Origin of the sequence: Citrobacter sp. Cb031 (assembly GCF_030336725.1) — a bacterium.
Taxonomy (GTDB): domain Bacteria; phylum Pseudomonadota; class Gammaproteobacteria; order Enterobacterales; family Enterobacteriaceae; genus Citrobacter; species Citrobacter braakii.
On record NZ_JAOWDA010000034.1, the window covers coordinates 900979 to 925551 of the forward strand.

The 24573-nt window shown below is 49.9% G+C and carries 25 protein-coding genes and 4 pseudogenes; 4 read left to right on the forward strand and 25 right to left on the reverse strand.

Annotated elements, in window-relative coordinates; genetic code table 11:
* Positions 1-16: 16 nt before the first annotated feature.
* The 4 genes and pseudogenes from OGV93_RS20815 to OGV93_RS20830 form a co-directional block, all read left to right on the forward strand.
* Positions 17-118: pseudogene (locus tag OGV93_RS20815) on the forward strand (hypothetical protein); the annotation flags it as partial.
* A gap of 95 nt (positions 119-213) precedes the next feature.
* Complete coding sequence (locus tag OGV93_RS20820) at positions 214-456, forward strand: DinI family protein (protein WP_003840850.1); 243 nt, start codon at positions 214-216, stop codon at positions 454-456.
* A gap of 283 nt (positions 457-739) precedes the next feature.
* Positions 740-1390, forward strand: coding sequence for a hypothetical protein (locus OGV93_RS20825; protein WP_101699969.1), 651 nt, complete (start codon positions 740-742; stop codon positions 1388-1390).
* 196 nt (positions 1391-1586) lie between these two features.
* Complete coding sequence (locus OGV93_RS20830; RefSeq protein WP_052134161.1) at positions 1587-2096, forward strand: HNH endonuclease; 510 nt, start codon at positions 1587-1589, stop codon at positions 2094-2096.
* Positions 2097-2284: 188 nt separating this feature from the next.
* Here the strand turns inward: OGV93_RS20830 and OGV93_RS20835 are convergent, their stop codons facing one another.
* The 25 genes and pseudogenes from OGV93_RS20835 to OGV93_RS20955 all read right to left on the reverse strand — a co-directional run bounded on the left by OGV93_RS20835 (position 2285) and on the right by OGV93_RS20955 (position 24569).
* The gene (locus OGV93_RS20835; protein WP_052134162.1) at positions 2285-2587 is read right to left on the reverse strand and encodes a hypothetical protein; all 303 of its coding nucleotides are present in this window, start codon (positions 2585-2587) and stop codon (positions 2285-2287) included.
* 289 nt (positions 2588-2876) lie between these two features.
* Positions 2877-3136 (reverse strand): annotated as a pseudogene (locus OGV93_RS20840) (helix-turn-helix domain-containing protein); the annotation flags it as partial.
* 97 nt (positions 3137-3233) lie between these two features.
* The gene (locus OGV93_RS20845; protein WP_047418003.1) at positions 3234-3557 is read right to left on the reverse strand and encodes an antibiotic biosynthesis monooxygenase family protein; all 324 of its coding nucleotides are present in this window, start codon (positions 3555-3557) and stop codon (positions 3234-3236) included.
* A 270-nt stretch (positions 3558-3827) separates the two neighbouring features.
* A complete protein-coding gene (locus tag OGV93_RS20850; RefSeq protein WP_072034388.1) occupies positions 3828-6233 on the reverse strand; it encodes a sialate O-acetylesterase in 2406 nt (801 codons plus the stop codon).
* Positions 6234-6289: 56 nt separating this feature from the next.
* Positions 6290-9013: a host specificity factor TipJ family phage tail protein gene (locus OGV93_RS20855; protein ID WP_047418004.1), complete on the reverse strand. Its 2724-nt coding sequence runs from the start codon at positions 9011-9013 to the stop codon at positions 6290-6292.
* Complete coding sequence (locus tag OGV93_RS20860; RefSeq protein WP_047418006.1) at positions 9010-9390, reverse strand: hypothetical protein; 381 nt, start codon at positions 9388-9390, stop codon at positions 9010-9012. Before OGV93_RS20860 ends, OGV93_RS20855 begins: the two co-directional genes overlap by 4 nt.
* 9 nt (positions 9391-9399) lie before the next feature.
* The gene (locus tag OGV93_RS20865) at positions 9400-9888 is read right to left on the reverse strand and encodes a DUF1833 family protein (protein ID WP_047418008.1); all 489 of its coding nucleotides are present in this window, start codon (positions 9886-9888) and stop codon (positions 9400-9402) included.
* Entirely contained in the window at positions 9885-10349 is a 465-nt protein-coding gene (locus tag OGV93_RS20870) for a hypothetical protein (RefSeq protein WP_047418010.1), read from the reverse strand. Before OGV93_RS20870 ends, OGV93_RS20865 begins: the two co-directional genes overlap by 4 nt.
* Before the next feature lie 61 nt (positions 10350-10410).
* Positions 10411-10659, reverse strand: a pseudogene (locus tag OGV93_RS20875) (phage repressor protein); the annotation flags it as partial.
* Positions 10660-10781: 122 nt separating this feature from the next.
* Positions 10782-11303, reverse strand: coding sequence for a hypothetical protein (locus OGV93_RS20880; protein WP_131382546.1), 522 nt, complete (start codon positions 11301-11303; stop codon positions 10782-10784).
* Positions 11304-11383: 80 nt separating this feature from the next.
* Complete coding sequence (locus OGV93_RS20885; protein ID WP_047418019.1) at positions 11384-14551, reverse strand: phage tail length tape measure family protein; 3168 nt, start codon at positions 14549-14551, stop codon at positions 11384-11386.
* A 54-nt stretch (positions 14552-14605) separates the two neighbouring features.
* Positions 14606-14857, reverse strand: coding sequence for a hypothetical protein (locus OGV93_RS20890; RefSeq protein ID WP_047418022.1), 252 nt, complete (start codon positions 14855-14857; stop codon positions 14606-14608).
* A 194-nt stretch (positions 14858-15051) separates the two neighbouring features.
* Positions 15052-15219: a hypothetical protein gene (locus tag OGV93_RS20895; RefSeq protein ID WP_103766491.1), complete on the reverse strand. Its 168-nt coding sequence runs from the start codon at positions 15217-15219 to the stop codon at positions 15052-15054.
* Between the two features lie 149 nt (positions 15220-15368).
* Positions 15369-15836 (reverse strand): phage-derived protein YdaY family protein, encoded by a 468-nt coding sequence (locus OGV93_RS20900; RefSeq protein WP_047418027.1) that lies wholly within the window; start codon positions 15834-15836, stop codon positions 15369-15371.
* 62 nt (positions 15837-15898) lie between these two features.
* On the reverse strand, positions 15899-17071 hold the full coding sequence (locus OGV93_RS20905; protein WP_047418030.1) for a phage tail tube protein: 1173 nt from the start codon (positions 17069-17071) through the stop codon (positions 15899-15901).
* A gap of 26 nt (positions 17072-17097) precedes the next feature.
* Positions 17098-17490, reverse strand: coding sequence for a phage tail terminator-like protein (locus OGV93_RS20910; protein ID WP_047418033.1), 393 nt, complete (start codon positions 17488-17490; stop codon positions 17098-17100).
* Positions 17487-18038, reverse strand: coding sequence for a hypothetical protein (locus OGV93_RS20915; RefSeq protein ID WP_047418035.1), 552 nt, complete (start codon positions 18036-18038; stop codon positions 17487-17489). The genes OGV93_RS20910 and OGV93_RS20915 overlap by 4 nt, the downstream gene beginning before the upstream one ends.
* Before the next feature lies 1 nt (position 18039).
* Positions 18040-18423, reverse strand: a complete 384-nt coding sequence (locus OGV93_RS20920; protein WP_047418037.1) for a hypothetical protein — start codon at positions 18421-18423, stop codon at positions 18040-18042.
* A gap of 5 nt (positions 18424-18428) precedes the next feature.
* On the reverse strand, positions 18429-18839 hold the full coding sequence (locus tag OGV93_RS20925) for a DnaT-like ssDNA-binding protein (protein WP_047418040.1): 411 nt from the start codon (positions 18837-18839) through the stop codon (positions 18429-18431).
* A gap of 3 nt (positions 18840-18842) precedes the next feature.
* Positions 18843-19106, reverse strand: coding sequence for a hypothetical protein (locus OGV93_RS20930; RefSeq protein ID WP_181634817.1), 264 nt, complete (start codon positions 19104-19106; stop codon positions 18843-18845).
* 38 nt (positions 19107-19144) lie between these two features.
* The gene (locus tag OGV93_RS20935; protein ID WP_047418045.1) at positions 19145-20281 is read right to left on the reverse strand and encodes a major capsid protein; all 1137 of its coding nucleotides are present in this window, start codon (positions 20279-20281) and stop codon (positions 19145-19147) included.
* Positions 20282-20368: 87 nt separating this feature from the next.
* A complete protein-coding gene (locus OGV93_RS20940) occupies positions 20369-21133 on the reverse strand; it encodes a DUF6651 domain-containing protein (RefSeq protein WP_047418049.1) in 765 nt (254 codons plus the stop codon).
* A 106-nt stretch (positions 21134-21239) separates the two neighbouring features.
* Entirely contained in the window at positions 21240-21428 is a 189-nt protein-coding gene (locus OGV93_RS20945; protein WP_047418052.1) for a hypothetical protein, read from the reverse strand.
* A gap of 656 nt (positions 21429-22084) precedes the next feature.
* Positions 22085-23161: pseudogene (locus tag OGV93_RS20950) on the reverse strand (phage minor head protein); the annotation flags it as partial.
* Positions 23145-24569 (reverse strand): DUF4055 domain-containing protein, encoded by a 1425-nt coding sequence (locus OGV93_RS20955; RefSeq protein WP_047418054.1) that lies wholly within the window; start codon positions 24567-24569, stop codon positions 23145-23147. The gene OGV93_RS20955 and the pseudogene OGV93_RS20950, both read right to left, overlap by 17 nt.
* Positions 24570-24573 lie beyond the last annotated feature (4 nt).

A 24573-nucleotide genomic window follows, 5' to 3' on the forward strand; every position in this document is an offset into this window, starting at 1 on the left:
CCTGCTTCGGCGTCCAGTGCCAGTTAACCTTACCCAGTTCCTGGACAAACCGCTGTGTGGTGACAGTCTTCCGACCATTCGGTTCTCGCTGTATCGAAGCATGCCAGGCTATTTCAATATCGCTACGTCGTGGCATCATTAACCCCTTCTTGAATACTGGATAAAAAAACAGTATAAATACTGTGTATCCATCCAGTAAAGAGGCAATAAGCAATGTTCGTGGAACTCGTTTATGACAAAAGGAATTTTGATGGTCTGCCCGGTGCAAAAGATATCATTCTGGGCGAGTTGACCAAGAGGGTTCACCGGATTTTCCCCGATGCTGATGTCCGGGTTAAACCGATGATGACGCTGCCGGCGATCAACACTGACGCCAGCAAGCATGAGAAGGAACAGATAAGCCGTACTGTTCAGGAAATGTTTGAAGAGGCTGATATGTGGCTGGTTTCAGATTAAACGCCTTGAACCATCATATCGCTTGAGTTGTATTAGCTCAGACCTGAGCTGGCAGTCTTATGGCACAGAGCCAAACCTAACCTGACAGTCCACTCTGTGCCAAAAGCGGAAGTTGCTCACACTTAGTTGCTTTAATAAGCGACGGGCAGGTCATTGCTGTCAACCTACCTATTATCAGTGACATTAACAAATTTTCATAGCATTTATCTGTGGTTAAGAGTTATATTATTGGGCGTCTCTTGTCGAATTTCATAACTTTCTAATTGAAAATTTAGGATTTCTGATGAAAATATCTCTTATTTTTGCCTTTCTCCCTATAGCTATCTCATTTTTTTCATTATGGGTGAGTTTTATTCATGGTAATAATAGGAATAAAACTGGCATTGTTGATACTCTTTCTAAAGAACTAAGTAATAAGAGAACAACTCCTTATATAATCCAAGTGTGTGTATCTAGAATACATAACAGCAGACCTATCCCATTCAATATTTTAAAAAAACTACTCCATTATAATAATGCATTGGAAATCATCCAGCTTTTTTCATTTGGTAGAAAATTACTTGATATTCTTAAATTCTCAGAGAGTAACAATCGTATTGTAGTGGGGTATTCAGACACATATAACACATTAACTAGTAGGTTAATTAGCATGCTCATTTGTTTTTCGTCTTTATCTATATGCTACTTTACATCTGTTTATCTTATGCTTGAAATGATGAAATCAATTGATAGGGCAAGTTCGATGGGAGGCGTAGGATTTATTGAATTCGGTGAGATAATTTTTAAAACAATAGGATTGATCTTTTTTATGTTTATGACATTTATATTTTCTTGGCAATTTATGATCATTTTTAGATCTGGAAAAAGAATAAGTAAAATCCAAAAATTAATTAATGACAACTATTCCATGCGCAATCATTGTAGAAACGGGTAGGCCGTAAATTATAAAATAGGCCAATATAGCTGTTAAGACCATTAAGTCCGCTTCCGCTCTACAGCTGACCTTTGGCCTAGTTAGCACGTCAGCTCTGTGCCAGGAGCGGACGTTGCTAACAGCGTAGTGTGTTAATCTATAGGGCGCAGGTCAGCTGATCTCTAATCAACTGTTTGAATTCTTGAGGAGCAGTAATATGGCAGTAGTTCCTAGACAAAACGCACCAAGTAAAAAAAAGATCTGGCAGTACTGGATTGACAATGGAATTCAAAGAGGTTTGGATGATACGCGCTATGATAATGCGTGTGATTTCAATGTATGTGTCTGCTGTGGCCGCGAATCCTCAAAATTGGAGAGGGCGCATATTATCCCTCACTCACTAGGCGGAAGTAATGATGTCTCAAATTATATTCTGCTATGCAATAAATGCCATAGAGAAAGCCCAGATATTGCTAATGAATCTGCGCTTATTGAATGGATGAATGAGCAACCTACTGAAATGGAAAGCATGTTAAGACTAATCCAACAGGAAATGGATAAATATAATAAAGAAACTCAAATGGCAGTTAATGAAATTCTTATCAAAGAAATTTTCAGTGAGTTGTTCAAAAAGGCAGGAGCACATGGTGGTAGAATTTCTGATGCAACCAAGGTGTATATTGTTAGGGAAGCTTTGAAAAAAATATTTAGTCAGGCCACTTTATAAATTAAAATAATTATAGTCATTCAGTTTGACCGGTCTATTTAATGTTAAGTTTTACTTTACATTAGATTTAAATTTTCTTTTAAGGAAATGCCCGATCTTCGCTCAAAACTGCCTTTCAGGAAAGCTTAATGCGAGATTTTACCTGGCCCTAAGAGCGCTACTTTACAAAATGAAGTAAAACAAAGCCTTCATCTTTTGTTAACATCTGTTTTCCTGCGGGTATCAATCATCCTGACATACATCTCCCTAAATTCCTTATTCTGCTTGATTACCATTTCCTTGGGCAAGGATGCACGCTCATTATTCCATTCATTAACGATATCCTCGCACTCCTTATAAGCATCATTAACAATATTCTCAGCAGGAATCGTCGTGTTGATATAGGGAATAGTATGTTTGTTCAAGCATCTAGAGATGGGAGGACCATAATCATGGTCTTCGGCATGGAGGGGAAGAGCGAAAAGTAATGTAAACAGTGTTATAAATCTCATTTTCAGTTTTTCCTTGTAGAGACAATGTGGCCAGAAACGCCTGTCCTCTACAGTAATATCGATTTTATGATGAATAGTTAGTCGCTGAAGAAAGTTATTATGCATATTCTATGACGGCATTACACAATGCCAGCCAAGTGAAAGCCATCCTATCTCAAAATCAGCTTGCGAAAGTTACAATGTCTGCTCCTCGCTCAAAGCGGACTGGCAATCATTCAATACTCGCACTATCGAACGTTCGCCAGTTCGCCGCCGCCCGTTCTTGCATACGACGACGCGTGGCGTCTTCTCAACACCGCGCAGGAAATTTTTTGTATAGCGTGGACACCCCGACATCATAAATTATAGCCACACGTTTTCTTGACTCACCTGCAGCAATCAACCTTCCAGCCTGAGCCTACTCTTCTGCGCTTAACTTTGGCCGTCTGCCGCCGATCCGACCATCTTCGCGCGCAGCAGCTAAGCCAACCCGTGTTCGCTCAACAATAAGCTCTCTCTCCATCTCCGCCAACGCCCCATGACATGAAAGAAGAATCTCCCCATGACTGTCCACGCGCGCCTATCCATCAGGGCGCACACCGTTTTTGCCCAGCACACTGCCAAGTGAGGCAGCGAACCCGGAGTATTGCTTAGAATGACGTGAATGTCATACATGCTGATGTGCCTCCTTATCAGAAGAGTAATCACGGAACACTCTGGCAACACGTATTCTGTAGAATAAAAAAATTGACTGTTTACCTTCTTTCTGTGCTGCCAAGTGCATAACATTTTGCTTCCATCCTGCTACAGATTCCTCATCTTCCCACCATGACAAAGAAAGAATTTTTCCGGGCGCGCTCAGGCTCTGGTAGCGCTCAATAGAAATAAAACCCGGCGTGTCTGACAGTAAAGGCTTCAGTTCGGCAGCAAGCTGAAGATATCTTTCCTGTGCCTCTGGCAGGGCGTCAGCTTCAAAAAGTACCGCAATCATGATTTAGCTCCGTCGTTAATTTCCGATCAGTTTATTACCGACGAAAGTATGACGCTTCGGCCAGCACCGAAGTATGTATGCTGCGTAAGAAGTGGAGGAAACGGATAAAAGCTAACTGAACGATGAACAGGAGATGAATCGCCACGGATTTAACAGACACCTCAGAGTCATTTTTGGACTGACCCCGCCCCGGTAGTGTCATAGACATCCAGCAGATTGGCCCTGATATGTTCGTCGGAAAAGTGGAATAGATACTGATCGGGTTGGATTTTAGCTATTACTGTTCCCGCACCTGGCTGCGTAACGTGCCGGAACAGTAAGCTCATCAAGGCGCGCCGCCAGTTTAGTGCTGACAGAGCGCTGATAAGCAGCTTCAAAAATAAGGCATTCTGTATAACGCAGCCCGAGGCGTATCCCTGCTGACTTTCGAACCGGAATCATCACTGTCTCTTCCACTTCTTCAATCTCTGGCACGAACTCATCATTAACAAGCTTGTACTGAAGCGCGTCTTCTACTCTACGCTCGACCGTAACTTCTACGCCGTCAACAATACCGGACTCCCTGATAACTCCCGGCCCACGCTTCTGACGTGAAACAGTCCTGATTTGAGGTTCGAATACTTCTTCGAATATTTCGTCTTCACAGAACAACGCGTAACGGCGCGGATCCAGCCCCTCAGATTCAAACGCCGTAGCAACATCCTGTGCAATCAGCCCTGCATGTAGCCGCGCGTCCTCACCTTTTTCATTCAGTGACTCCAGTATCTGATAAATTGTCGGCGGCACTTTAGCCCATGCCCGTAATTCAGCATCGGTTAACGCTCCACGTGATTTTTTCGTCGTTATATCAGAGGTGTTGATTGCAGCAGTACCCGCATAGATAACTGACGCGCGTGCGCTCGGCGTCCCTACAGAGGAATTATTATCCGTTTTAAAATCAATGTTACCCGCGAACAGTGACCTGCCTGACTCAAATACGGCAAAACCGGTTTTTGGCGAAGCCTCAGCCTTACCGATGCCAACCTGGAACCTTACAGGATCTGCCAGCGAGGTTTTGTATTCAGAGAATCCGCCAAGTGCCGCGCAGTAAGGATCTGCGATTGTATGTCCTCTCCCACCGGCAAAAGCGTAGGGAGTATTAATGGTATTGCCGTAACCGAAAGCTGCTGAGTTTTGCGCCTGAGCAGCAAACATATTCAGGCGGCCCCATGCTATAGAATAACTCGCACCGGACTCCATCGTTACCTGATACCCTCCAGCAAGCGCATTATTTGCAGCTGTACATTGATAACCCCAGTGAATCGCGTGCGACGCAGCAGGGCCGTTCGCCGGAAAATCACCCGTTGTGGAGCCTGCACTTACCAGGCTCGAAAATTTTGCCAGCGCGATGGCCTCGCCACTCCACGGACCCGCCCCCCGGGCAGAGAACGCTGCAAGAGTATGGCGGTGTGTGACCCCGCGTTCATGCAGTGCTTGCCAGATTCGATAATAGCCATGTTCCCAAAGGGATGTACCCAGCCAGTGCGTGTAATCTCCCGCACCATCAACGTCGTATTGTGTCTTTAGTCCTGCAGAGTTCACATAAATGCAGTTGCGGTTGTGGTTTTCACAATAATCCAGTTGCGCCTGCCAGACCTGGTAACGCATGTGTAATCCGCTCATACCCATGATAAACATCGGTGTGGTATCAGACATCCAGCTTTCAGCACGAAACTGCCTGTCCAGCGTGGCAAGCTTGCTGCGGTAATCCGTAATGGTATCTGTCAGTCCGTTAGCTTCCCCTTGCGCAAAGACAACCATATCGACTCTCGTCTTCCCTGTGGCGACAATTTCCGGTGAGGCCAGCGCCGCTTCAACCTTGCCTTTTATCGCTGCGTAGCGGACTGAGTTAACCCCCTCCCCTGTCCAGTCCTCAATGGAACGCCCACCTGCCGCATCATAGATGATGAACACCTTTTCTGCCTTAAACTCATCCACAAGGCGATGTGCAAATGCCAGCGCTATATTGTTGTTGCCGCCGTTCCCGTTCGGACTGGAGCGTGACAGCGGTGGACGGGTATAATCACTGCTTCCCCAGTCGCCCGTTGCACCATCCCAGATAACGATTTTATCGCTTGCCGGATTAGGCCCTCCACTATTTGCACCGACTGCATTCGACTGTCCGGTAATGACAATAATGAAGATTTTCTGAGCCAGTATCTCACCCAGCGTCAAATCACCCAGTCCTACCAGCCAGGCTCCATCCGGTAGTGCCAGTTCCTGACGCAGCATGTCAGCGTCCATCAGGACCAGATGATTAACATCCTCTGCCCAGCTTATGGCATCCGTTCCGCGTGTCGTGAATGGAACATCCGTTGCTGTATTCAGTCTCCAGAACTGCCCCTGATACCGGATTGTCTGATTTCGTGCAGTGAAAGTAAGAGGACCGTCCTCGTAATCGCCGAGAAAGTCATATCCGGACTTAACAAGAAATTCCTGAAAGGCAGCAGAAAAGCGGGCAAGTTGTTTCTCATGAGCTGACTCCATACCGTGCCAGGTTTTACGGGAATGTCCAAGACGATCATTGCGTCGATCATTCACCTGGTCATTCATCAGATAATCCATGTTTTGCGCGTTATCGTTAAGGTCTTTTGCAGCAGCAGATCCCAGCGAGTTGCCGGTGTTATAAGTCGTCATATGAGCCTCATAAACGAAAAAACCCGCCGAAGCGGGTGATAGTTAAGTAGGTGAAATCAGGCTGTATCGCCGGGATATGTTGCATTGTCGTGATCGTAGAAGCTGGGTTTATACTGTTTCGCCGTTATCTGACATGTGCCGTCAGATTGCGGGGCTATCTCTGAGACAAGAGCGTTATAGCCCACTCGTGAAGAGTCGCAGAAAATCAGGCGTGGCGGTTCAATGCCGGGATCATCAAGAATCATGTCATCGAACGTCGCCAGGTAAGGTACGGAAACCCGGTAATCACCTGCACTGGTCGCCACCATTAGTGAGGAAGCCGAACCATCCTGATAACGAATCAGCACGCGAGGATTTGGAAACGACCAGTCAAGCCGCTCTGTCACCGTGAATGTCGTTGTGCCATCCACAGACGCCATCGACTCAATCAGTGTGCTGACCGTCTGGCTACCGGGTATATCGTCAGTCAGCACGATACGGTCGCCGATGTTATAGCAAAGTGCGTCCAGCTCAGTAGATGTCGTATGGGTCAGCCGCTGCTGCTGATACTTCATCAACCGGCGCATGCCGATTTGGTACGCGCGATCACGATCAAGCACACCATCAAGAGTGTAGTCTTCGATTTTGACAGGGGTTGGATTATCCGGGGTCCGGCACTGTACCGTCTCCTCAGCCCAGGTCGTTCCGTTGATATACGTTACATCAACGCCGTCATAATCGTCACCGGAGGGAGCAACGAATGCAGTTTGCAGGTCTTCAGTCATCTCATGCGGACTGATAACCCCGGACCATGGCTTTACGCCTTCACGCGCAACCGAAGCAAGCCCGTCCGTCAGCAGAAAATAACTTTTCCCGGCGTTGGCTATCTTCTGCAAAACCTCCAGCGCAGATGTGCTGTCAGTCGTCTCGAAATCGAAAAACTCATTGCCAGGCGTCCAGTACGCACTTTCCAGCGCATCAATGGCGTCGGTGTCCATATCCAGCCCCAACGAGTTACCAACGTGGTACAGGGCGCCAGAGATGCTTCTTGGTGCGCCAGTGTCGTAAATCCTTGTCGCTACCACGTTCACCCGGCGATCGGACTGAGCGGCCAGCTTGCCGCCTGTTTCCACCGTGACACCCATCGTCGTTACGCCAGCGTACGATGACGGCGAGGTCAGAAGGCGGCCACGCAACGATTGCCAGTACATATTATCGCGGCTGTTATCCTGTCCCTGCTCGTTAGTGCGTCGACATCGCACTTCAACAAGGCCAGGAGAACTCAGCGTGATGCGCTCAGTAAAACCAAGACCATTTATATTTTTTGTATTATACGAGCCGGTTTTGCTCAACCATCCAGAACCAGAGCCATAGACGCGGTACTGAACTTCCCAGCGAACCGTTCTGTTTTGTTTTCTCCCTTTTTTGTCGTACCAGCAAATGCCATTCGGGAAGAAGAAATTCACTTCAAACATGTCGATGGTTTCATTATCCGGGCATGCCAGAAACGGCCCCATCCAGGAATCATTCTGGTTAACGCCAGATGCGTCAAAATCAAGCACGGTGCGCGCAACGAAACCCGGCCATGTGTTATTGACAACGCCGTCAATCAAGCGCTGAAGAGTCACACTTGTGCCGTCAACGTCGAAAATTTTGTACTGATATCCAGCGTGAGAAACGGAAAGCCTGATATCCCCCTCTGGAATACCCGTAAAAGGCGTACCGGTGTCACTCTCATAAGCCAGCGTTACCGAGGCGGTGACTTCCTCTTCTTCCTCTGTCGCGTCTGCATGCGGCGTATACGAAGCGATAAACAGGCTATAGTCGACGCTGTTGTACCAGAGCGTTACCGGCATGCCGACATAAGGGGCGAGTTCCGCCAGATTGTCACTGGTAATTCGGCTGTATGCGCCATCGTTGGTTACAACAAACTGATCGGGTACGATTAGCTCAACCGTTGCGCCAGCAATCCACGAATCAGGCAGCTCGTTTGTTGCAGTATCGTCGTCAGCGCTTAATCCGTTAAACGTGATTGTGTTTCCAGACACCGTCAGTGACTGCGCAACAACATCATCCTTGTCCGGCGCCGTCTGGGCCATATCCAGCCCGGCGCCAGAGCTGGTGCCTCCAACTTCAGTGGAGTTAAACCAGTTTTCGCTACGGCGGTCACCAGCCACATTCTGGCCGGGCTGAAAAACGGTGTACGCGAAACTATCACCCAGCGATGAAACAGGCGTGGCACCAACACGCATATCCCCTTTGCCGAATGAAAATTGTCCGAATCCCAGCGCGACGAACATTTCAACGGTCATCACTGTCGGATCATCCTGGCTGAAGCGGGTTACCGGCTGTACTACGTAATCGGGGTAAATTCGGCGGCGTCCGAACAGCTCACGAATCGGCTCCCCAAGCTTAGCCTGGTTGGCTTTAGCCGGGTTTACATCGAGTGAATTGCCTGTTCCTGATGAATATCCTCCCGGATCGACCGCGCCTGGTGCAAAAAATAGCGCATATGCAACGGATGCGGCAGAAATAGCAACAGCTATCCACGCAATTGTCCCGGCCTCCAGCCCGTAAGGGATCGGATAGATACGTACTTCACTGGATGGGGCTATGACATAATCGAACCATTCCGTTGCGGGAATATTTTCGCCATCAACTTCAACCGCAATCGGGTGTTTAATATCTGAACGATAATTATCAACGTTGCTCGACAACCACTGATGAAGAGTCAGTGCGCCATGTTCATGTATTTCCAGCGGCTCGCCGGGTAACCGGGATGGATAAATTCTGATAGTCACTGCCAGAACTCCACTTTAACAAACCGACGCATAAAGCGCGGCAATGGAAGGATGGTCACGTTGGTCTTTGGGTTGCATTCCACAACATAAAGTTGCTCGTTGATATCCACCACGACTGCAACATGCGTCACCGTTGAACCGGAATAGCAATAAACCCCTGCACCAGCGCATGGCTCGCATTGGGAAAGAGTCAGTGAGAAACTTTTTGCTTCTCGGTCAAGGCCACCATCGTCTTTAGTCACTCCGGCAAAATCAGGCCATTCATGAAGCCCCAGATCGCGACGCACTTCATTCACGATGCCGAAACAGTCAAGTTCAGGGTAAGCGCGTCCGCCCTTCAGCCATGTGACTGAAAGGTATTTATCTTGATTGAACATTGAAACTCCTTAGCTCATGTAACGAAGGCCAGGATAGAACGGGAGTGTGTAGCGATAGCGGGGCCAGCCTGTATCCAACACGTTCATGTACCCTGCGATAATCTGCGCCTGCGTCGCGGTCCAGTACCCGTTTTTAACCGTCAGGGTATAAGGACGTTCGGCGGGAGCGGTTAAATCGTCAGAGGTAAACTGGCGGTAAGTTACTGTGGCGCCACGCAAGTTTTCCAGCGCGCTACGCACGGATGTCGATGCCTCGCCATTAATGTTAGAGACTGCAAACTGCAGATCCTGTGTACCGTCGCTGTTTCGCGCAGGTAACGCAACGTCGATGGTGCTTGCGATAAATGTCACTTCTTCGCCGGTTTCCGTTGTCGCGGTTATGTCGTCATAGCCATCACAGAGATACAGAGCATCATCACCGATGTTGATTTGTAGGGTTTTGATAATGACCTCTTCACCGGAAGAGGCGTACAGTCGTTTTAAAGTCGGGCTGGTCATGCTTCGGGCCACTCCCTGTTAAGCGCAATATCAATGATGCTGCTGTTGATGATGTAATCCGGGAACTCAGCCCAGCCATCGCCAAGAACAGGACGTGTCCATAGCTCCAGCGTCGCGGAGAACTGCCAGTAAATCGGGGCGACCAGCGTCGGCCCCTGATAGATATCGGTGAACCGGCATTTATAGAACTCAACGCCCAGCGGGGTCTGTAGTCGCATAAAAAACCAGTCAGCACCGTCAGTGATCGTTTCGCGGTACCAGGCCTCAAATAGCTGGGCCTGAATGTCCGTTTCAAAAAGCCACTGCACATTTGCCTGTGTTGGCGTGGAAATGAATGCCCGGCGCTGGCGGGCACGGCCGGTTGTCATTTCGGTACGCATTAACGGACTGACTGGCTGAAATGCATAGCCATCCTGAAGCGGCATAGGGAGATAGTCGTGGGGGTAGTATTTTTCTGCCACTTTTCCTCCGGGCATAAAAAACCCACCGTTAAGCGGGTTCTTGACCTAAATTTGTTATCCGTCAGGCAACATCAGCACCATGGTTCAGATGGCGAAGAGATTCAATGCCGTTGGTGTTATTGCGGAATGCTTCAACCTGCTTAGTGGAGTGAGCCGACTTATCCAGAAAGAATTTGCCCTACTGCTCAGTTTTGAGGTTGTTCGCGTTAGCTATGCGCCCGATTTTATTGGCGCTGACGCCGATTTTCTGTCCAGCCTCTGCTGCCGTGTAATAATGCTCTTCAATCACCGGCAGCGGGATAGCGTCATGGACTCTTACCCGCAATTAGATACGATGAAGTATGAGTAGATATGGTGAGTTAGAGATATCTTGAGGGCATCAAGTAAATGGCACTAATTGTTAAAAAGCCCACCTGAGTGGGCTATGCGTCTTTAATATGGAATTTGCTTAAGAAATCTTTGCATGGCGTAAAACGCCTTGCTGTCACCTTGTGAATCAATGATTGCATCCGACATCACGCCACTACCAGTTTCAACAAAAATCCAAGCCTTTTTAGCTGTTGATAATTTCTTGATTAAGTCTAAGGGCACAAGGTAATCCTTGCGGGACTGTGCATATGCTGAGTAGTTAGCTAAAGGACGCTCATAACGAGTAAGATCGCCACCATCACGCAGTTGATACTTTTTGCCATCTATCTCGAAGTAGGCACTTCTAACAAAATCAGTAGTGTTCATCAGGGAAATATTGAGAAGGGCGGTATCTTTCTCACTTTCAGCCCAGAAAGCTCCAATTGCTATACACTGCATACTTTTGCAATCAGTTCCATGTGGCTGCATTAACACCGTCTTACTTCCGCTATGACGATCAACTCCGGTTATAGCTTCCTGCCCTTGATTATTAGCGCATCCAGTCAAAAATGAAGCGACAAAAGCCGCTAACAATAATTTTTTCATATCCCTATCCCCAACAGTAAACATAACCTGATGTTATCACAGGCCGGGTACATGGCAATGTGGGGCGTCCTTGCCTGCAATCAACCTATCTTCCTTCCCGCATTGTACTTGCCGGAGAGAGCCTTAAATACGTCACCTCTCCCATTAGCAAGATCATGAGCCACCTGCTGATATCCCTGCTTTGCCCCTTTCGCAGCTGCCTGCTGGACAAGCATAACGGTAGAATCAGATGGGTTGCCGTTAATAGTAATCGGAGGCACTATGACTGTAGGGCTGATGATGGTGGTATTGCTGTTGTTGTTGCTGACACTCTGAACGCCCGTTCCGTATCCCGGCCTACTGAGCGTTGCATCAAGCGGTTTACCATTCCGAAGCGCATCAAGCTGAGTCACCCCGATCCGGTTCGTTGATGCTTTATCGAAAACATACTCGCCCTTGTGAACAATGCCTGCCGGGTCGTATTTACCTCCGGGGCCGGTATAGCCGCCAGTTGCGAAGCCAACGCCAGAAATTGTCGATATATTGGAAACAATACTAGCTGTAGCTGCTGCAACAGACGCCATTGCCGCAATGTTGTAAGGAAATGGATTGGCTGCTGCCATAGCAATACCCTGCTGGATAGAAATCAGGGACTGAGCAATCGCAAATGCCTTGCTTGCAGCAAATGCAGCCTTATAAATCCCTGACTGCTTACCAAATCCTGTTTGCGCTATTGAAACCACACTATCAAACATAGACTGAGTGGCTGCGGTCTGAATCTGGAAGTTCTGATTGCTCAACGCCGCCGTCTGATCGGCATACAATCTCCGCGTCTCATACATCTTTTGCTCATATTCTTTCGTGGTCAGATCCATTTGCTGATATGCAGCGAGCTGATCAGCTTGCCACATATCTAAATCCATTTGCGCTCGCTGTATTTCCTGCAATTGTTGCTGAATGCCTCCCCACGAACCAGATAGCTCGCCCCCCACAGGCGAAAGACTGCCAGTCACTTTCTTTACCGAACTTGGTAGCTGTGCAGTTGTACTACCGAGAATATTTGAACGGGTTTGTTCATACTCTCCCAGCATCAATTGCCCGGTCGCTTTTGCCTTTTCCAGAAGCTCGAGGCGGTCTCTAAGAAGGTTATTTGTCTGCTCATCCTTTGTTAGAACCTGCTCCTGCATCTTCCGGTAGTCATCCAGCGTCTTAACCGAATTTTGCAACGCTTCCTGATTTTTGTACGCCTGAAGGATTTCCTCAGAACGCGCCAGAATTGACTTCTGATCGGCGGTGAGTTGCGTTTTAGACTTGAGGTCAGCAATCTGTTGTTCAAACTTTACTCGCGCCTGTGTAGCGCTGTTCAGCTTGTCGCCGGCGTTCAGTTGAGACTGCATCGCGGCTGTTTGCTGGTTTATCTGGTCGAGTAGCCGGGTTGCTGCGTCTTCGGAGTAAGATTTGCCTTTTCTGCCGCGATTTCCCTTCTGTAGCGACTTCTCATAACGAGCATTTTCACGCTGGATAGCCTGATCAATTGCCGCCTGACTTGCCCCTGAATTTCTGATTTCATTCAGTGTGCGCTGGTGACGCTCTTCCTCGTTTTCATATTGCTGGTTGAGTTTCTTTGTCGCATTAAATTCGCGCTTTTTCCTTTCCTCTTCGTTTTTATCTGCCTGCTCTCTGGCGTTGTCCAGGCTTTCGCGAAAATCAATTTCTTTCAGCTTCTTCAGTTCATTTCTCAGGTCATCAGCGGTAAGTCCGGTCTCATTAAAATACAGCCCCTTACTTACAGGATTCGTCTGGAACTCAACAAGTTTTCGCTCAATTTCATCTATTTGCTGCTTGGTCGTCTTCACGCGACCGATATCCAGCATTTTGTCCCATGCGCTTTTTGCTGCGTCACCAAGCCAGTTCCAGGCTGTTTCCAGTGAGCCTAAGCTAGCCTTAATTTCTTCTGAGCGGGTTCGCATTGCAGATGAATAGCTTTCCATGGCTATTCTCGCCGCTTCCTGGCTTCTGCCCTGCTCGGCAAGAGTGGTGATCTGCTCTAACTGCGTAGCGGTGAGGAAGTGGATCGATTTATCAAGCTCTTTTACAGCATTTACTGGGTCGTCTTGAATGCGCTGGAACTGTTTTATTGTGTCATCGACTGACACTCCTACCGAGTCCCGCATTTTTTCAGCAGTATCGGCTATCATCATAATGCTGGAGCCTGAAAAGCTGCCTGTACCAACGACCTTTGCAATACTTTCAGCAAATTGACTCTGGGATATTGAAAATGTCGAAAGCGACTTCGCCATTATCTGCAACTCACCGGCAGTTTTACCAGCATAGCCACCTGTAAGAATAATGGATTTATTATACGCATCCTGATCCTTAGAGCCTTTGTAATAGGCCAGACCAAGAACACCGACCGCCGCAGCCGCCAGAGTAAACGGGTTAATCAGCCCCGCCACATATCCGCCAACTCCTTTAATCGCTGGCCCGATACCGCCGAACATATCTTTAAGCTGACCGCCCTGCTGCAATAAGACCGTCATCGGAGCCTGACCGGAAGCGAGGCTCACGACAATATCGGTCATTTGCGCTGGGATCATGCGCATCTGGTACGCCATCGCGCGGGACGTGACCCCGGTCTTCTTCATTGCATCCTGGGTGATTTCCAGTTGCTTACGGGTAGTCGCAAGGCTGGAAGAAAGCACATCGTATCTTTCCGGCGACAACATACCAGAAGCCTTCGCGCTGTCGAGTTGCTTCTGCTGGTCTGCCAGCCTTTTAAATGCCGTACCTATCGGGTCAAGCTGAGCGGAAAGACGCTGAAGTGACGCGCTTTGCTTATCTCTGGCTTTTGCAGCAGCTCTTTCAGCCAGCGCCTCACCATTGATTGCTTTTTCTGTCTCGCGGAGCTTAGATGCCAGATAATCGAAATCGTCATCCGGCAGAATCCCAGCCTTCTGGTATTTCTTGAGTTCCTGATATCTGTCATCCAGCTTATCCAAGGCCGCACTAACCGGGTCAATCTGGTCCCTTAGCTTTGCAAGAGCTTTCTGTTGCTCACTCAGTTCTTGGCGATGGTTCCGCGTCTCTTTGGAAACAGATTTTTGCACTATGTTGTAATCAATGAACTCATGCTTCAGGCTGTCTGTTGACCTTTCCGCCTGCTCGCCAGCCTGGGTGATTCTAGCCAGCGCCGTCGCCAGATTATCGGCATTATTCTTTGCCCCGGAACTATCCAGAACAATAGCAAGGCGTGATGTTTGTTCGGTCATTTACCTTTCTCCGGGCGTAAAAAAACCCCGCCAGAGCGAGGTTGTGTTCAGTCTTCATTTTTCTGTCGCTCGTTTGCGTCGGCGATCTTCACGCTTTTCCTCACGCTGTACATCGTCGAACACCTTCATTATCGCCTTCAGCATCATGAACTTGATAAAGTGGTGATTAACGCAGCCGTAAATGCGTAACTGCTCTGTGAATTCTTCAGCAAACCGTAGCGCCTCCACCATGTTCTTCTCGCCTTTCATGAACTCCGAGAAGTCTCGCCCAGCTCTGGAGGCGCATTCAACAATTCGGTTATTCATGCTCATGCCGCCGCATACAGTAACTTCATTTGCCCTTTGACGGGGAACGCGGCCAGACATGGGCAGCCAAGAGCGGTACGATGAAATCCACCACCCTGTCTCAGACTCACACTACGGAAAGCTCTTGCTGGAAGATGCGCACGCGAATGCACGATTTGTTGCGGGTATAAAAAAGCCCCGGACTGTACCGAGGCTCATTTCTTCTTGCTGCTTCCTTTCTGTTCCTTCGCCCACTCATCCCGCCAGGCATCGTCGAGGGCAAGTATCGAAGCATCAAACTCTGTGCGGTCAATCAGGATAGAACGTGAGGCCAGATAGCGCTCGATATCGTGCAGGGACAACGGGAGCGGTACGCCAGCCATTCCGGTATACTGTCTGCCGCGAGAAATCATTGCGTAAGCGTTGAGTATCTCCCCCGTTACAGCATCAATCTCAGGCTCAGGAATTGGCGGGAGTTTTAATTTCTCCCTTCGCCACTTTGCCTTTTCACCCCGCTCCCCGCCGAATTCACTCAGCCACTTCTGCGCTTCGATGGCTTTTTTACGGTTTCCTGCTTTTGCTGCTCTTTGCCCTGGGCGATGCTGGCTGCCTCCGCCAGAATTTGCCAGTAAATCGCTGGCTCCTGTTTCAGAAGTGCAGCTCCGCGTTCCGGCGTGTATTCAATCGGAACTTCTTCGCCATCAACAAACTCACCAACGCCCTTCCAGTCTTTGAGCAGGTAATGCGCACAGTTGTCGATAAGCAGATCATCAGCAGAGTCTATTTCCCCGACCGCTGACAGGCTAAATTCGCTGGTTCCAACCTGGTAACTGGCGTCCATTTTTTCAATATGACGACGGATAAGAGCATTACGCGAGCGATACTGGTCGTTATCAATGCTGTTGACGAGCAGTTTCAGGCCTTCAATGGGTTTCAGACCTTTCAGTGGTGTGAACCAGCGCTCGCCACCAACATCAATTCGTGGGGCTAGGATAATCATTAAAAACTCCTGCATGAAAAAAGCCCGCGCCACCATGGAGAGCGGAACGGGCAAGGGAAATTTTATGGTTCAGTTACGATAATCTCGGCGGTGGCGGTGAAGCCTCGCACTTTACCGGTTATCGTTGCGGTGCCGGCGCCGGCTCTGACTACCTGGCAGGTTTTTGGGCCTGTCGATACCACCGTTGCGACAGTCGGATCTGATGACTCCCACTGCACAGCATCAGTCGCACCAGCCGGGGCAAGGTTCGCTGTCAGCGTGACGGAAGTACCGACATCACCTGATGAAGTTTCTGGCGTTACGCTGATTGCCGTGGCAGGGGCGGTAACAGCGCGGGTAATCGTCGGCGACTCGTCAGCTGCAGTGATATCCAGTTGAACCTGAATAATGTCGGTATTGCCGCCATCCGGCCAGTCGCCAGAGACCTGCACTTTCGGGAAGTTAAACGTGTATTGCCCTTCGTCGTTCGCCAGCGTGAAACTGAATGGCACGGTTGCGCCAGTAAGCGTTTTACTCCAGACCTCCCACGCTGCTTTTGACCACGACAAAGTGATCGAACCTGACGGCGTGAACGTAGTCGGGATATTGGCCCCGGCATACGGTGAGCCGGTACCGATACAACGCTGAGTCTGAACGTTGTTATCAAACTTGATGTTAAAGGTATCAATACAGAAACCATCACCACCATCGACGCCATTCAGGTTAATTGCAGTGACCTCTTTGAACGAATAACGCAACTCGCCAGCATTATCAGCAGGTGTGCCTGTGATGTAACTCGTATCGTCTGCTTTTGAGTCCCAACCCAGCCCGGCGAATGTGACTGTCGCGGTAACGTCGCCATCATTCGGAACTTCCAACTGGAACACGCTCACCTGCGCGCCACGAACAATAGAGGCAATGCCAACGTCCGAAGCGTATGTCGCAAGAGAGAAGGAAATACGGTCATTCCCCATCGTCAGCACATTGCTTGCCCACTCTGCGCCAAAACACGAAGCAAGAAAGTCATCATGCTGGCCATAGCGGAATTTTGCCCCGACATCGCCGCCAACATCGACCGTCCCCAGCGTAGCGCCCTGCGCCATTCGGGTTCCACCAATCTCATCGTTATCGTTGGTGTTCTGGGACGGGCCAACGCCCCAATTGGTACGTTTGAGAAGATTCCAGACGCCAGCAGGCGTAATTCCTGGTGTCGTCTCCCGGATAAAGGCCGAGAGTACCTTAGCGCCGCTCGACATGCGGTCACCTCCATCGAAGTTAAGCGCTACAGAGCGCGGTAAGGAATATGTAGATTGAGCTGAGACCAGCCGTCGGCCTCGCCCGCCGGGATTGCCGATACAGCGAAGTAACTCAGTCGTCCGTCATTCTGGAATTCAAAATGCTCCGTTAGTTGGTCTGCTGTTTGAGTAAGCAGAATCGTGCCGGTGTAGACCGGTACAAATAGCTGAATGATAAGTACACCGGTTCGATGAACTACCGGCCCGTTCCCGGTTTCGTTGGCTCCCGCCTGCCCTGAAATATTGGTGAAGCGTGCCCAGATATCGCGGCCACTCGGATCAAATAGCGGTCCGTTGGGATAGTCCACCCCATCAGAAGCAATAGCGGTCTGCGCCGTCATTCGGGAAATGACAGCGTTTCTGATTTCTGTAAGGGTCATTTGTAGGCCTGAACGACACCGTTAAATGAAACTGCATAGACGCCCGCTGGAGCCTGCGTTGAATGCCCGTTCTCCAGAGGTACGGAGTAAGGAAGGTTTGACTGGATATAAATCACTGAGTAGGCCGGAGCCTGATCGATGATGTTTTTACCGTTGAGAAATGTCGTCGTTCCGCGCGGGTCCTCCTCTGTTGGAACCGAGTAATCCGGTGATCCGATACTTACGAAATGCGAAGCCCTGAACGTACCCGCACGATAATCTGCCGGGCGTTTGATATCCATGCTGTCGTTAACACGTACTTTCTTCCTGAGTCGCCCGGTTTTGGTCAGATTATCCGGGTTGTCGTAGAGCGATTCGTTCCATTCTCCAACCGCTTTGGAGTACTCGACGGCGGTAGCGTTAATCGCCCATAACTCTGGATTGCCGACAGGAGACCGTTTCACGATTTCATTCAGCAACTGTGTAGCGATGGCTCGCTGCCGCAACCTCACGTCATCGGCCACCAGCCCGGCGAATGCTGCCGGGTCAATACTCCAGCCCTTAGCCATATCACGCCCTCCGTAACTGGATGGAATACGCAGCACCAGCGGAATCAACAGCGGCGGTTATGACCTCATAACGCTGAGGTACACAAGTTATCGGTTCCGGCGCCGTGACAAAGTGCCCGACTGCTGGCCTATCGGTCACCTCGTTAACCAGGGCGGTTAATTTCAGGTCACCGTGCAGGATATTAATGCCATCGATACGACGGAGTTTGTACCGCGCCAGAACACCGCGCCCTGAATACGTCACCTGCGTTTCACTGCCGGTTTCCGTTACCGGATCCCAGTCACCTCGAACGGTGTATGTTCCAGTGAAATCCTTAACAGCATCCTGCAGGTCGGTATCGAATGCTGCGGCGACTTCAGTTTGTAGCTCGTCACGTATGCCCATGCTACCTACCCCCTGACTAACCGCACCTGCGACTTACTAACGCCATATGGCATAAGCATGGCCAGCGCAAGCTGCAGGTCGGAATCGAGTAATGCCGTGCTATTGGTGGCGATCTCGGCATAGGACTTTGAAACAGAAACATCGTCAGCATCAACCGTCTTACTCAGCAGCACCCCAGAATCGGTTTTCTGCTGATACAGCCCGCCATTTGATGCAGCCAGTGCCGCATAGGCGCCAGCCTGCTTCACATCGTCAGGAATAATGGTTTCGTGAGTAGCCTTATTGCACGGAAGCTTCAGATTGAGACCATTCATCCAGGTGTTAGCCATCAATACAGACCTGACTTTTTTGCTTTCATCAGTCCAGGAATCTCCCAGAATGGAATTGACGTCTTCAACAGTTATGAAGGTGAGCATCTATTACTCCGTTTCTTTCCAGCCGAGCGCCTTCCAGTTTTCAACCTCATCAGGATGTACGTCAGCATTTGTTGGAGCGCCGGGAAATGCCGGAAAGTCAGTGACCATAGCAACCAGATAATCCTGCTCCTGCTGCTCCTGCTGCTGCTCCTGCTGCTCCTGCTGCTCCTGCTGCTCCTGCTGCTCAGAATTGCTTTTTGCAGCAAGTTCGGCAGCAAGTTTTTCCGCCGCTCGTTGAGCGCGCTGTTCTTTAGTTAATCCGGCCATTGGCCCTCCACTAAAAAAGGGGCCGAAGCCCCTGATTGTTAACCCAACAGCAGAACCGAATGTTCCGTTTTCACTGCCGCCACACCCCATGACAGGCCAACTTCGTAGCGCACCTGGCGGTACTGACGGTATAGCGCCACCTGGTAAGTGATGCCCGAGACCGGGTCGGTAACGTTCATAACATCATCCGCGGTATCGCCACCCTGCGGCATTGCCGGGGTTCGGGACGCCAGCAGGAATGCGTTGCGATCAAACGCCATATTGGCAGTGAAGGGGCCGGTCGCAGTAATAGCGGTGTTGTCGGCCAGCGCCTGGCGTAAGCCCGGAGCTGCCAGGGTGATAGTTGCAGCAGTAGCCGCGGCCACCAGATACTGATTGCTGTCACCGTCGAACATCACGATATCACCGGCAGCAAAGGCCCCCGCGCCGCTATCAATGGGAATCAGAATGTCGCCTTCATCTTTCGCGTCATTGACCAGGTATCCGGCAGCAGCAGATGCTGCACGTTTCTTAACGTGTGCGGATTCGTGGATGTTAAAGCCCTCCAGGCGACCCACGATACCTTCACGCAGTAAGGCATCAGTACCCGATTCGTTCACTTTAAACAGCACCGACTGCTTACCGCGAAGGTTCGCAATCGCAGAGGAGCCCAGAACCATCTGCAAATCAGTCGTCGGTGAGCCGTTGTCTGAAAGAACCTGTCGCGCGTTTGCTGCATCGGATAAATCACCGGCAATACCAAACGGTGCTGTACCCGCAGTACCAACAGCACGGGATGAGGCGTAATACAGCGCCGCCAAATCGGCATCCATCTCGTTAGACAGCGCGCGAAACGCCTGCTTAAACTGATCCGCAAGAATAGTGTTGTAGGTACCTGCTGGACCCAGCGCCAGTTGCTCTTCACCGTTCCATTTGACCGGGGCCATTTTGGATTTGGTGATCTTAACTTCAACGTTTCCGATATTCTGATTGCCATCATCTGGCGCCGTAGCCCCCGGTTCAATGTCAACGGTCGTTGCAGGCGGTGCGACTGGTGCAGTAACTGACTGCCCTTTCGCTGCTGCATCTGCTTTCGCATTACGTGATACGGAAGGGATAAACCCAACCTGCTCACGTGACACAGTATCCAGAGCGGTATAGATAGTCGGGATCAACCCGGTAAGCGTGTTAGCCATGTGTATGGATTCCTTCGAAATTAAAATTTAGGGTTGTTTGAGCTATCCAGCTCTGGCACCAGCCGCTATCCGACGGCTGGCAATGAATTAATCGACGATGGTGATGCCGTCTTTGAGGGTCGATTGCTGATCTGTCGGGCTCAAACTGCTGAACGCATCGCGCTTCATCGTTTTCTGCCCGATTGAGTGTTGAGACTGACGAGAGCCTCCTCCCTGATTACCACTCGCCTTCAGAATGTGATCTTTCTGAGGGTACTGCTCCACCAGAAATTCCAGCGCCTCATCAAAGACCGCCAGTTCGCCCGGCTTGGAGCGGGAGTATATTTTGTTGCCGGAGCCGTCATAAGCAACGACTTTGCCATCCTCAACTTTGAAAGACTGACCAAAGCGGGCCTGTAGCATGTCCGCCGGGATCGCAACTTTATCAGCAATGAATTTCGAGCCTGAGAAGCGCCCGCCAATCATTTCCTGATAGAGCTGTCCTTCGAGCGTTGTCGCCCGCTGGGTGGCTTCATCAAGCTGAGCCTGGAATGATTTGGTGATATCCGCTTTCACCTGGTCAACTGCGCCTGCGTCGATCAGCTTTTTCTGGTCGATTTTTGTCATCATCTCCAACGCTTCGAGCGCCTTCGCCGGATCGCTAATTTTGGCGAATTTAGCCAGGCTAGCTTCGGCAGCTTCTTTCGCTTCACGATGAGATTTTGCCTCGCCATTCAGGGAGGAAATTTTTCCTACTGCCTGCACGGCATCAAAGCCGATCTCCTGGCCGTCATCGTGGACGTACACGGGCAAACCGTTAGCATCAACTTCCGCATAGTGCTTGCCATTTACTTCAACTGTCTTCAGTTTCATGTTGGTACCTTTTCGAGGTCATCCGACCGTTGCACCGCTCACCATCCGGTATTGCGGCAATAAAAAAGGCCGCCCGGAGGCAGCCTTGTGTTAGTCAAAATTATTGTCAGGAATGGCCGTTGGCCTCGTCCATCATAGCGGCACTAATCAGGCCGCCGATCATCCTTGCTTCAGGTGTCGTACTTCCTGCTTTCTCAGCCAATGCTTCCAACTGGTCCAGAAGATCCACAGGCCTGGGCGTGGAGTGGTACAACTCATTGGCCCGTTTTAGACACGGGAATTTTTCTTCAGCCATTCGAGTAGCTCCGGGTTAATACGCTGGTAATCATCCTTACTGCCCAGCATGAATATCGTAAGAATTTCTGCAAAGAGTTCACGTTCGTTTTCGGAAGCATAATAACTGACAGGTCGCCACCAGCCTTCATTATATGCTTTTGTAGTAAGTTGACTTAAATCGTCAATGTGCTGGTAATAGAGATGATGCCCCATTTCATGCGTAACCGTGCCGGCAACGCTTGAAATCGCTGCATAATTCAGTTGATTGTTCCCGGCTGCGAGTAAAGCGGCATCCGAAACCGTCAACATTCTTTCCAGCGACAATGAAGAAACGAAATCATAAGTAGCGCTATTTTCACAAATAGCATCCCACTCAGTGGACTGCATCGCCCAACGAGAAACATGGACAGCAGCATTTTCCTCAAAATACGCACCTGCTGCACTTTTCCTCGTACCACTTACCTCTCCAAAATACTTAACTGGCGGTAAGCGAAACCGCTCAATAACATTCTGCATGGCTCCGGCGGCAATACGTGCTGACTCCAGCGTAGTTTCTTCAGGGAAGCGAATTTCATCGGCAATAATTCCTCGCATACCCTGTTCAATCTCCGCTACTGACTGTGCATCACCCAAAGAAAAGCCGGGAGATTTCCCGGCTTGTCTCAACTCTGAGAGTTTATTTAGTTGGGCCAACGTCAACCATTCGCCCTTGTCACTATAGAAGTCGTCATATTTCATGACGCCATCACGCATCATCCTTGCTCGAGTCTCGCCTAAGATTTCTTTTTGCCGGGAAAATGGCTGACGCTGCAACCATTCGGAATATGTAGTATCGCCGGGGGCCTGTCCATCCATACTGGCGCGGGAACTGTTCTGAACCTCACCAATTTGAATACCCAACTCATTAGAGGATTTCAGGATGTAGGTTTCCACGCTGCGACAGCAAAAGTGGATTTTGCCTGGTCCCTGAAGATACGGTACTTTATGGCCGATTGGTTTATTATCCAGCGTGTATTTAAGGCAATCGCGAACCCGGCAATCTTTCGATGTCCGGTTATCCAAAGTGGATAACCACTGCTTACCCTTCAGAATGTCGTCATTCGCATCCGCAAAGCTTTTACGCGCCGTCGCCGCAAGATGCCCTACAGCTGTTTTAGCAATACTCCCCGCGTTCGTCCTGCTCATCTGTAGCGCGCCATCCTGATAGCCCCGGTTAGCGTGTCCGCGAACCTTTTTGGCTATCTGTTCATGCGTATCGCCCAACAGAAAGCCCTGCCGTACGGTATTGGATATCCGCGTCATCCTGTCGGCTTCAAGGTTGTCTGCCCACTCAGAAAGCAGGCGACCCTGAAACGGCCTGGCCATTGCAGCAGCATAGACGGCATCTGGCGATATACCCACCAGCGGATGAAGCGCAAGCACATCATCCGGGATAGCAAACTGGAACAGACTGAGCTGAAAACCAGCCTCATGCTGGGCCAGACCTTGCAGCTCGGTTGATAACCCGGCATACATAGTCTGAACTGCTTCCCGATTAGTCTCCCTGACGCTTGCAAGCAGCGATTCCAGGCGGGTTACAGTGAAGCTATCAGCGTCAAGGGTATCCATCGCCACCAGCAGCCTGGCGGTAAGATCTGCGTCGCTCTCATTGAGGATTTTTATCATCCTGTTTGCTACGCCGGTACTATATCGACTCACCCAGATTGCATGCGCCAGACTTTCATCTCGAAGTTTTTCATTTGACGTTGCCATTCACACCACCAGGAGTATTCAGGCTGCTTAGCAGAGTTACCTGCTGATTCCTGAGCTCATCGATAACCTCTTCTGGATTAGCGTCCGGGTCGATGAATTTCAGCGCCTGGAGTACGCGAATAGCGTCCACCTGACGAATATCGCCCCCCTGCCTCAGCGACTGAACAGCCGTTGCCGCGGTTGCGTCATAGGTCTGCGCTGAAATATCAAGTTCTGTGCGCACATCAACGTTACCGCCTTCAGTTTCACCAAGCCATTCCGCCATGATTTGCAGGATGTTATCGAGGGCATCCTCCAGAGAACTCGCCATCGTATATAGCGGCGAATTCTCCTGCATGCGCTCTTCATTTGTCTGGTCAACAGATTTGGTCGAGGTGTTCTCGGCACGCAGCAGTTTGGCGCCCGCCTGCCGCATCTGATCTTCCAGTTTTTCCAGCGATGTTTCACCAGATTCAATGGCTGCTCCGGTATGTTCGACGTATTCAAGCCCCTGCCGTTCGCGGTTTTCGAAACGTGTTGCTGAAGACGCGCCGATCGTTAACGTTTCACCTTCTGCCAGCCCATAAGCCACCAGCAACGGTACGCGGGCAACATGCAGGATGTTGTCCTGCTCGCTCTGGCTCTGCCAGTGCTTGATATTCAGTAAAGCCAGGTTCAAGAGTGGCGGCGAACCGCGCATAAATCCGGTTCGCTTGGTGTACAGCGTTACCAGAGTGATATCGCTGCGGCTGGTTTTCCACTCTTCGTAGAGTGTCCATTGCGCTTCGCCATTTTCTCCCTTGTTGCGCCGATGGATTTCGACTTTACCAGGCATGATATGCCGGATCTGTTCGAGCTTTGTCTGCCCGTAATCATCCCCGTCCAAGATGATAGTTTCGCGAATGCGCAAATCAGTGAGGATGACCTTTCCGCCCTCAACTTTCGACTTCCAGCCGATTACCTGTCGAGGGTTTAGCATCGTGACGTATGGCCTGCTCCCGGCTGCTTTTTCATCTGCTTTTGTTTTTACAGATTCCGGATCTACACGCGGGTAATCCACCAGCGCATGAACCAGGCCGTACTGGAAACCGATACTGAAGAACTGTTGCGCCCAGACATCCAGGCGGTTTCCTTCCATATCAATATCAGTCGAAAGCTTTCTGATACTTTCCGGCGCGTTTTCGCTTAATACCGTGGGTTCAGCAAATACGCGCCCGATATTCTGTTTTATCGACTCTTCATAGGCCGGGAGTAACGTGGCTTTAGATAAACGCTCTTTATAACTTTCGGGATCTTCGTTAGGCCATTTGGGGAGATATGCCTTCCCCTGCCGACGCATTTCCAGCGTCCCGCCCATCAGAGCATCGTTAATATCCCATGCCTCAACCATGTCGTTATAGTCGAGATTGGGTGTTGAAATATCTGGCATGGTT

Coding starts and splice junctions, on each gene's coding strand:
- OGV93_RS20900 (WP_047418027.1), bottom strand. CDS start 15,836: ATGATTATCCTAGCCCCACGAATTGATGTTGGTGGCGAGCGCTGGTTC.
- OGV93_RS20905 (WP_047418030.1), bottom strand. CDS start 17,071: ATGTCGAGCGGCGCTAAGGTACTCTCGGCCTTTATCCGGGAGACGACA.
- OGV93_RS20910 (WP_047418033.1), bottom strand. CDS start 17,490: ATGACCCTTACAGAAATCAGAAACGCTGTCATTTCCCGAATGACGGCG.
- OGV93_RS20915 (WP_047418035.1), bottom strand. CDS start 18,038: ATGGCTAAGGGCTGGAGTATTGACCCGGCAGCATTCGCCGGGCTGGTG.
- OGV93_RS20830 (WP_052134161.1), top strand. CDS start 1,587: ATGGCAGTAGTTCCTAGACAAAACGCACCAAGTAAAAAAAAGATCTGG.
- OGV93_RS20925 (WP_047418040.1), bottom strand. CDS start 18,839: ATGCTCACCTTCATAACTGTTGAAGACGTCAATTCCATTCTGGGAGAT.
- OGV93_RS20935 (WP_047418045.1), bottom strand. CDS start 20,281: ATGGCTAACACGCTTACCGGGTTGATCCCGACTATCTATACCGCTCTG.
- OGV93_RS20860 (WP_047418006.1), bottom strand. CDS start 9,390: ATGTTCAATCAAGATAAATACCTTTCAGTCACATGGCTGAAGGGCGGA.
- OGV93_RS20865 (WP_047418008.1), bottom strand. CDS start 9,888: ATGACCAGCCCGACTTTAAAACGACTGTACGCCTCTTCCGGTGAAGAG.
- OGV93_RS20895 (WP_103766491.1), bottom strand. CDS start 15,219: ATGGCTGGCGTACCGCTCCCGTTGTCCCTGCACGATATCGAGCGCTAT.
- OGV93_RS20940 (WP_047418049.1), bottom strand. CDS start 21,133: ATGAAACTGAAGACAGTTGAAGTAAATGGCAAGCACTATGCGGAAGTT.
- OGV93_RS20955 (WP_047418054.1), bottom strand. CDS start 24,569: ATGCCAGATATTTCAACACCCAATCTCGACTATAACGACATGGTTGAG.
- OGV93_RS20850 (WP_072034388.1), bottom strand. CDS start 6,233: ATGACGACTTATAACACCGGCAACTCGCTGGGATCTGCTGCTGCAAAA.
- OGV93_RS20890 (WP_047418022.1), bottom strand. CDS start 14,857: ATGAATAACCGAATTGTTGAATGCGCCTCCAGAGCTGGGCGAGACTTC.
- OGV93_RS20945 (WP_047418052.1), bottom strand. CDS start 21,428: ATGGCTGAAGAAAAATTCCCGTGTCTAAAACGGGCCAATGAGTTGTAC.
- OGV93_RS20820 (WP_003840850.1), top strand. CDS start 214: ATGTTCGTGGAACTCGTTTATGACAAAAGGAATTTTGATGGTCTGCCC.
- OGV93_RS20885 (WP_047418019.1), bottom strand. CDS start 14,551: ATGACCGAACAAACATCACGCCTTGCTATTGTTCTGGATAGTTCCGGG.
- OGV93_RS20930 (WP_181634817.1), bottom strand. CDS start 19,106: ATGGCCGGATTAACTAAAGAACAGCGCGCTCAACGAGCGGCGGAAAAA.
- OGV93_RS20825 (WP_101699969.1), top strand. CDS start 740: ATGAAAATATCTCTTATTTTTGCCTTTCTCCCTATAGCTATCTCATTT.
- OGV93_RS20845 (WP_047418003.1), bottom strand. CDS start 3,557: ATGATTGCGGTACTTTTTGAAGCTGACGCCCTGCCAGAGGCACAGGAA.
- OGV93_RS20920 (WP_047418037.1), bottom strand. CDS start 18,423: ATGGGCATACGTGACGAGCTACAAACTGAAGTCGCCGCAGCATTCGAT.
- OGV93_RS20835 (WP_052134162.1), bottom strand. CDS start 2,587: ATGAGATTTATAACACTGTTTACATTACTTTTCGCTCTTCCCCTCCAT.
- OGV93_RS20880 (WP_131382546.1), bottom strand. CDS start 11,303: ATGAAAAAATTATTGTTAGCGGCTTTTGTCGCTTCATTTTTGACTGGA.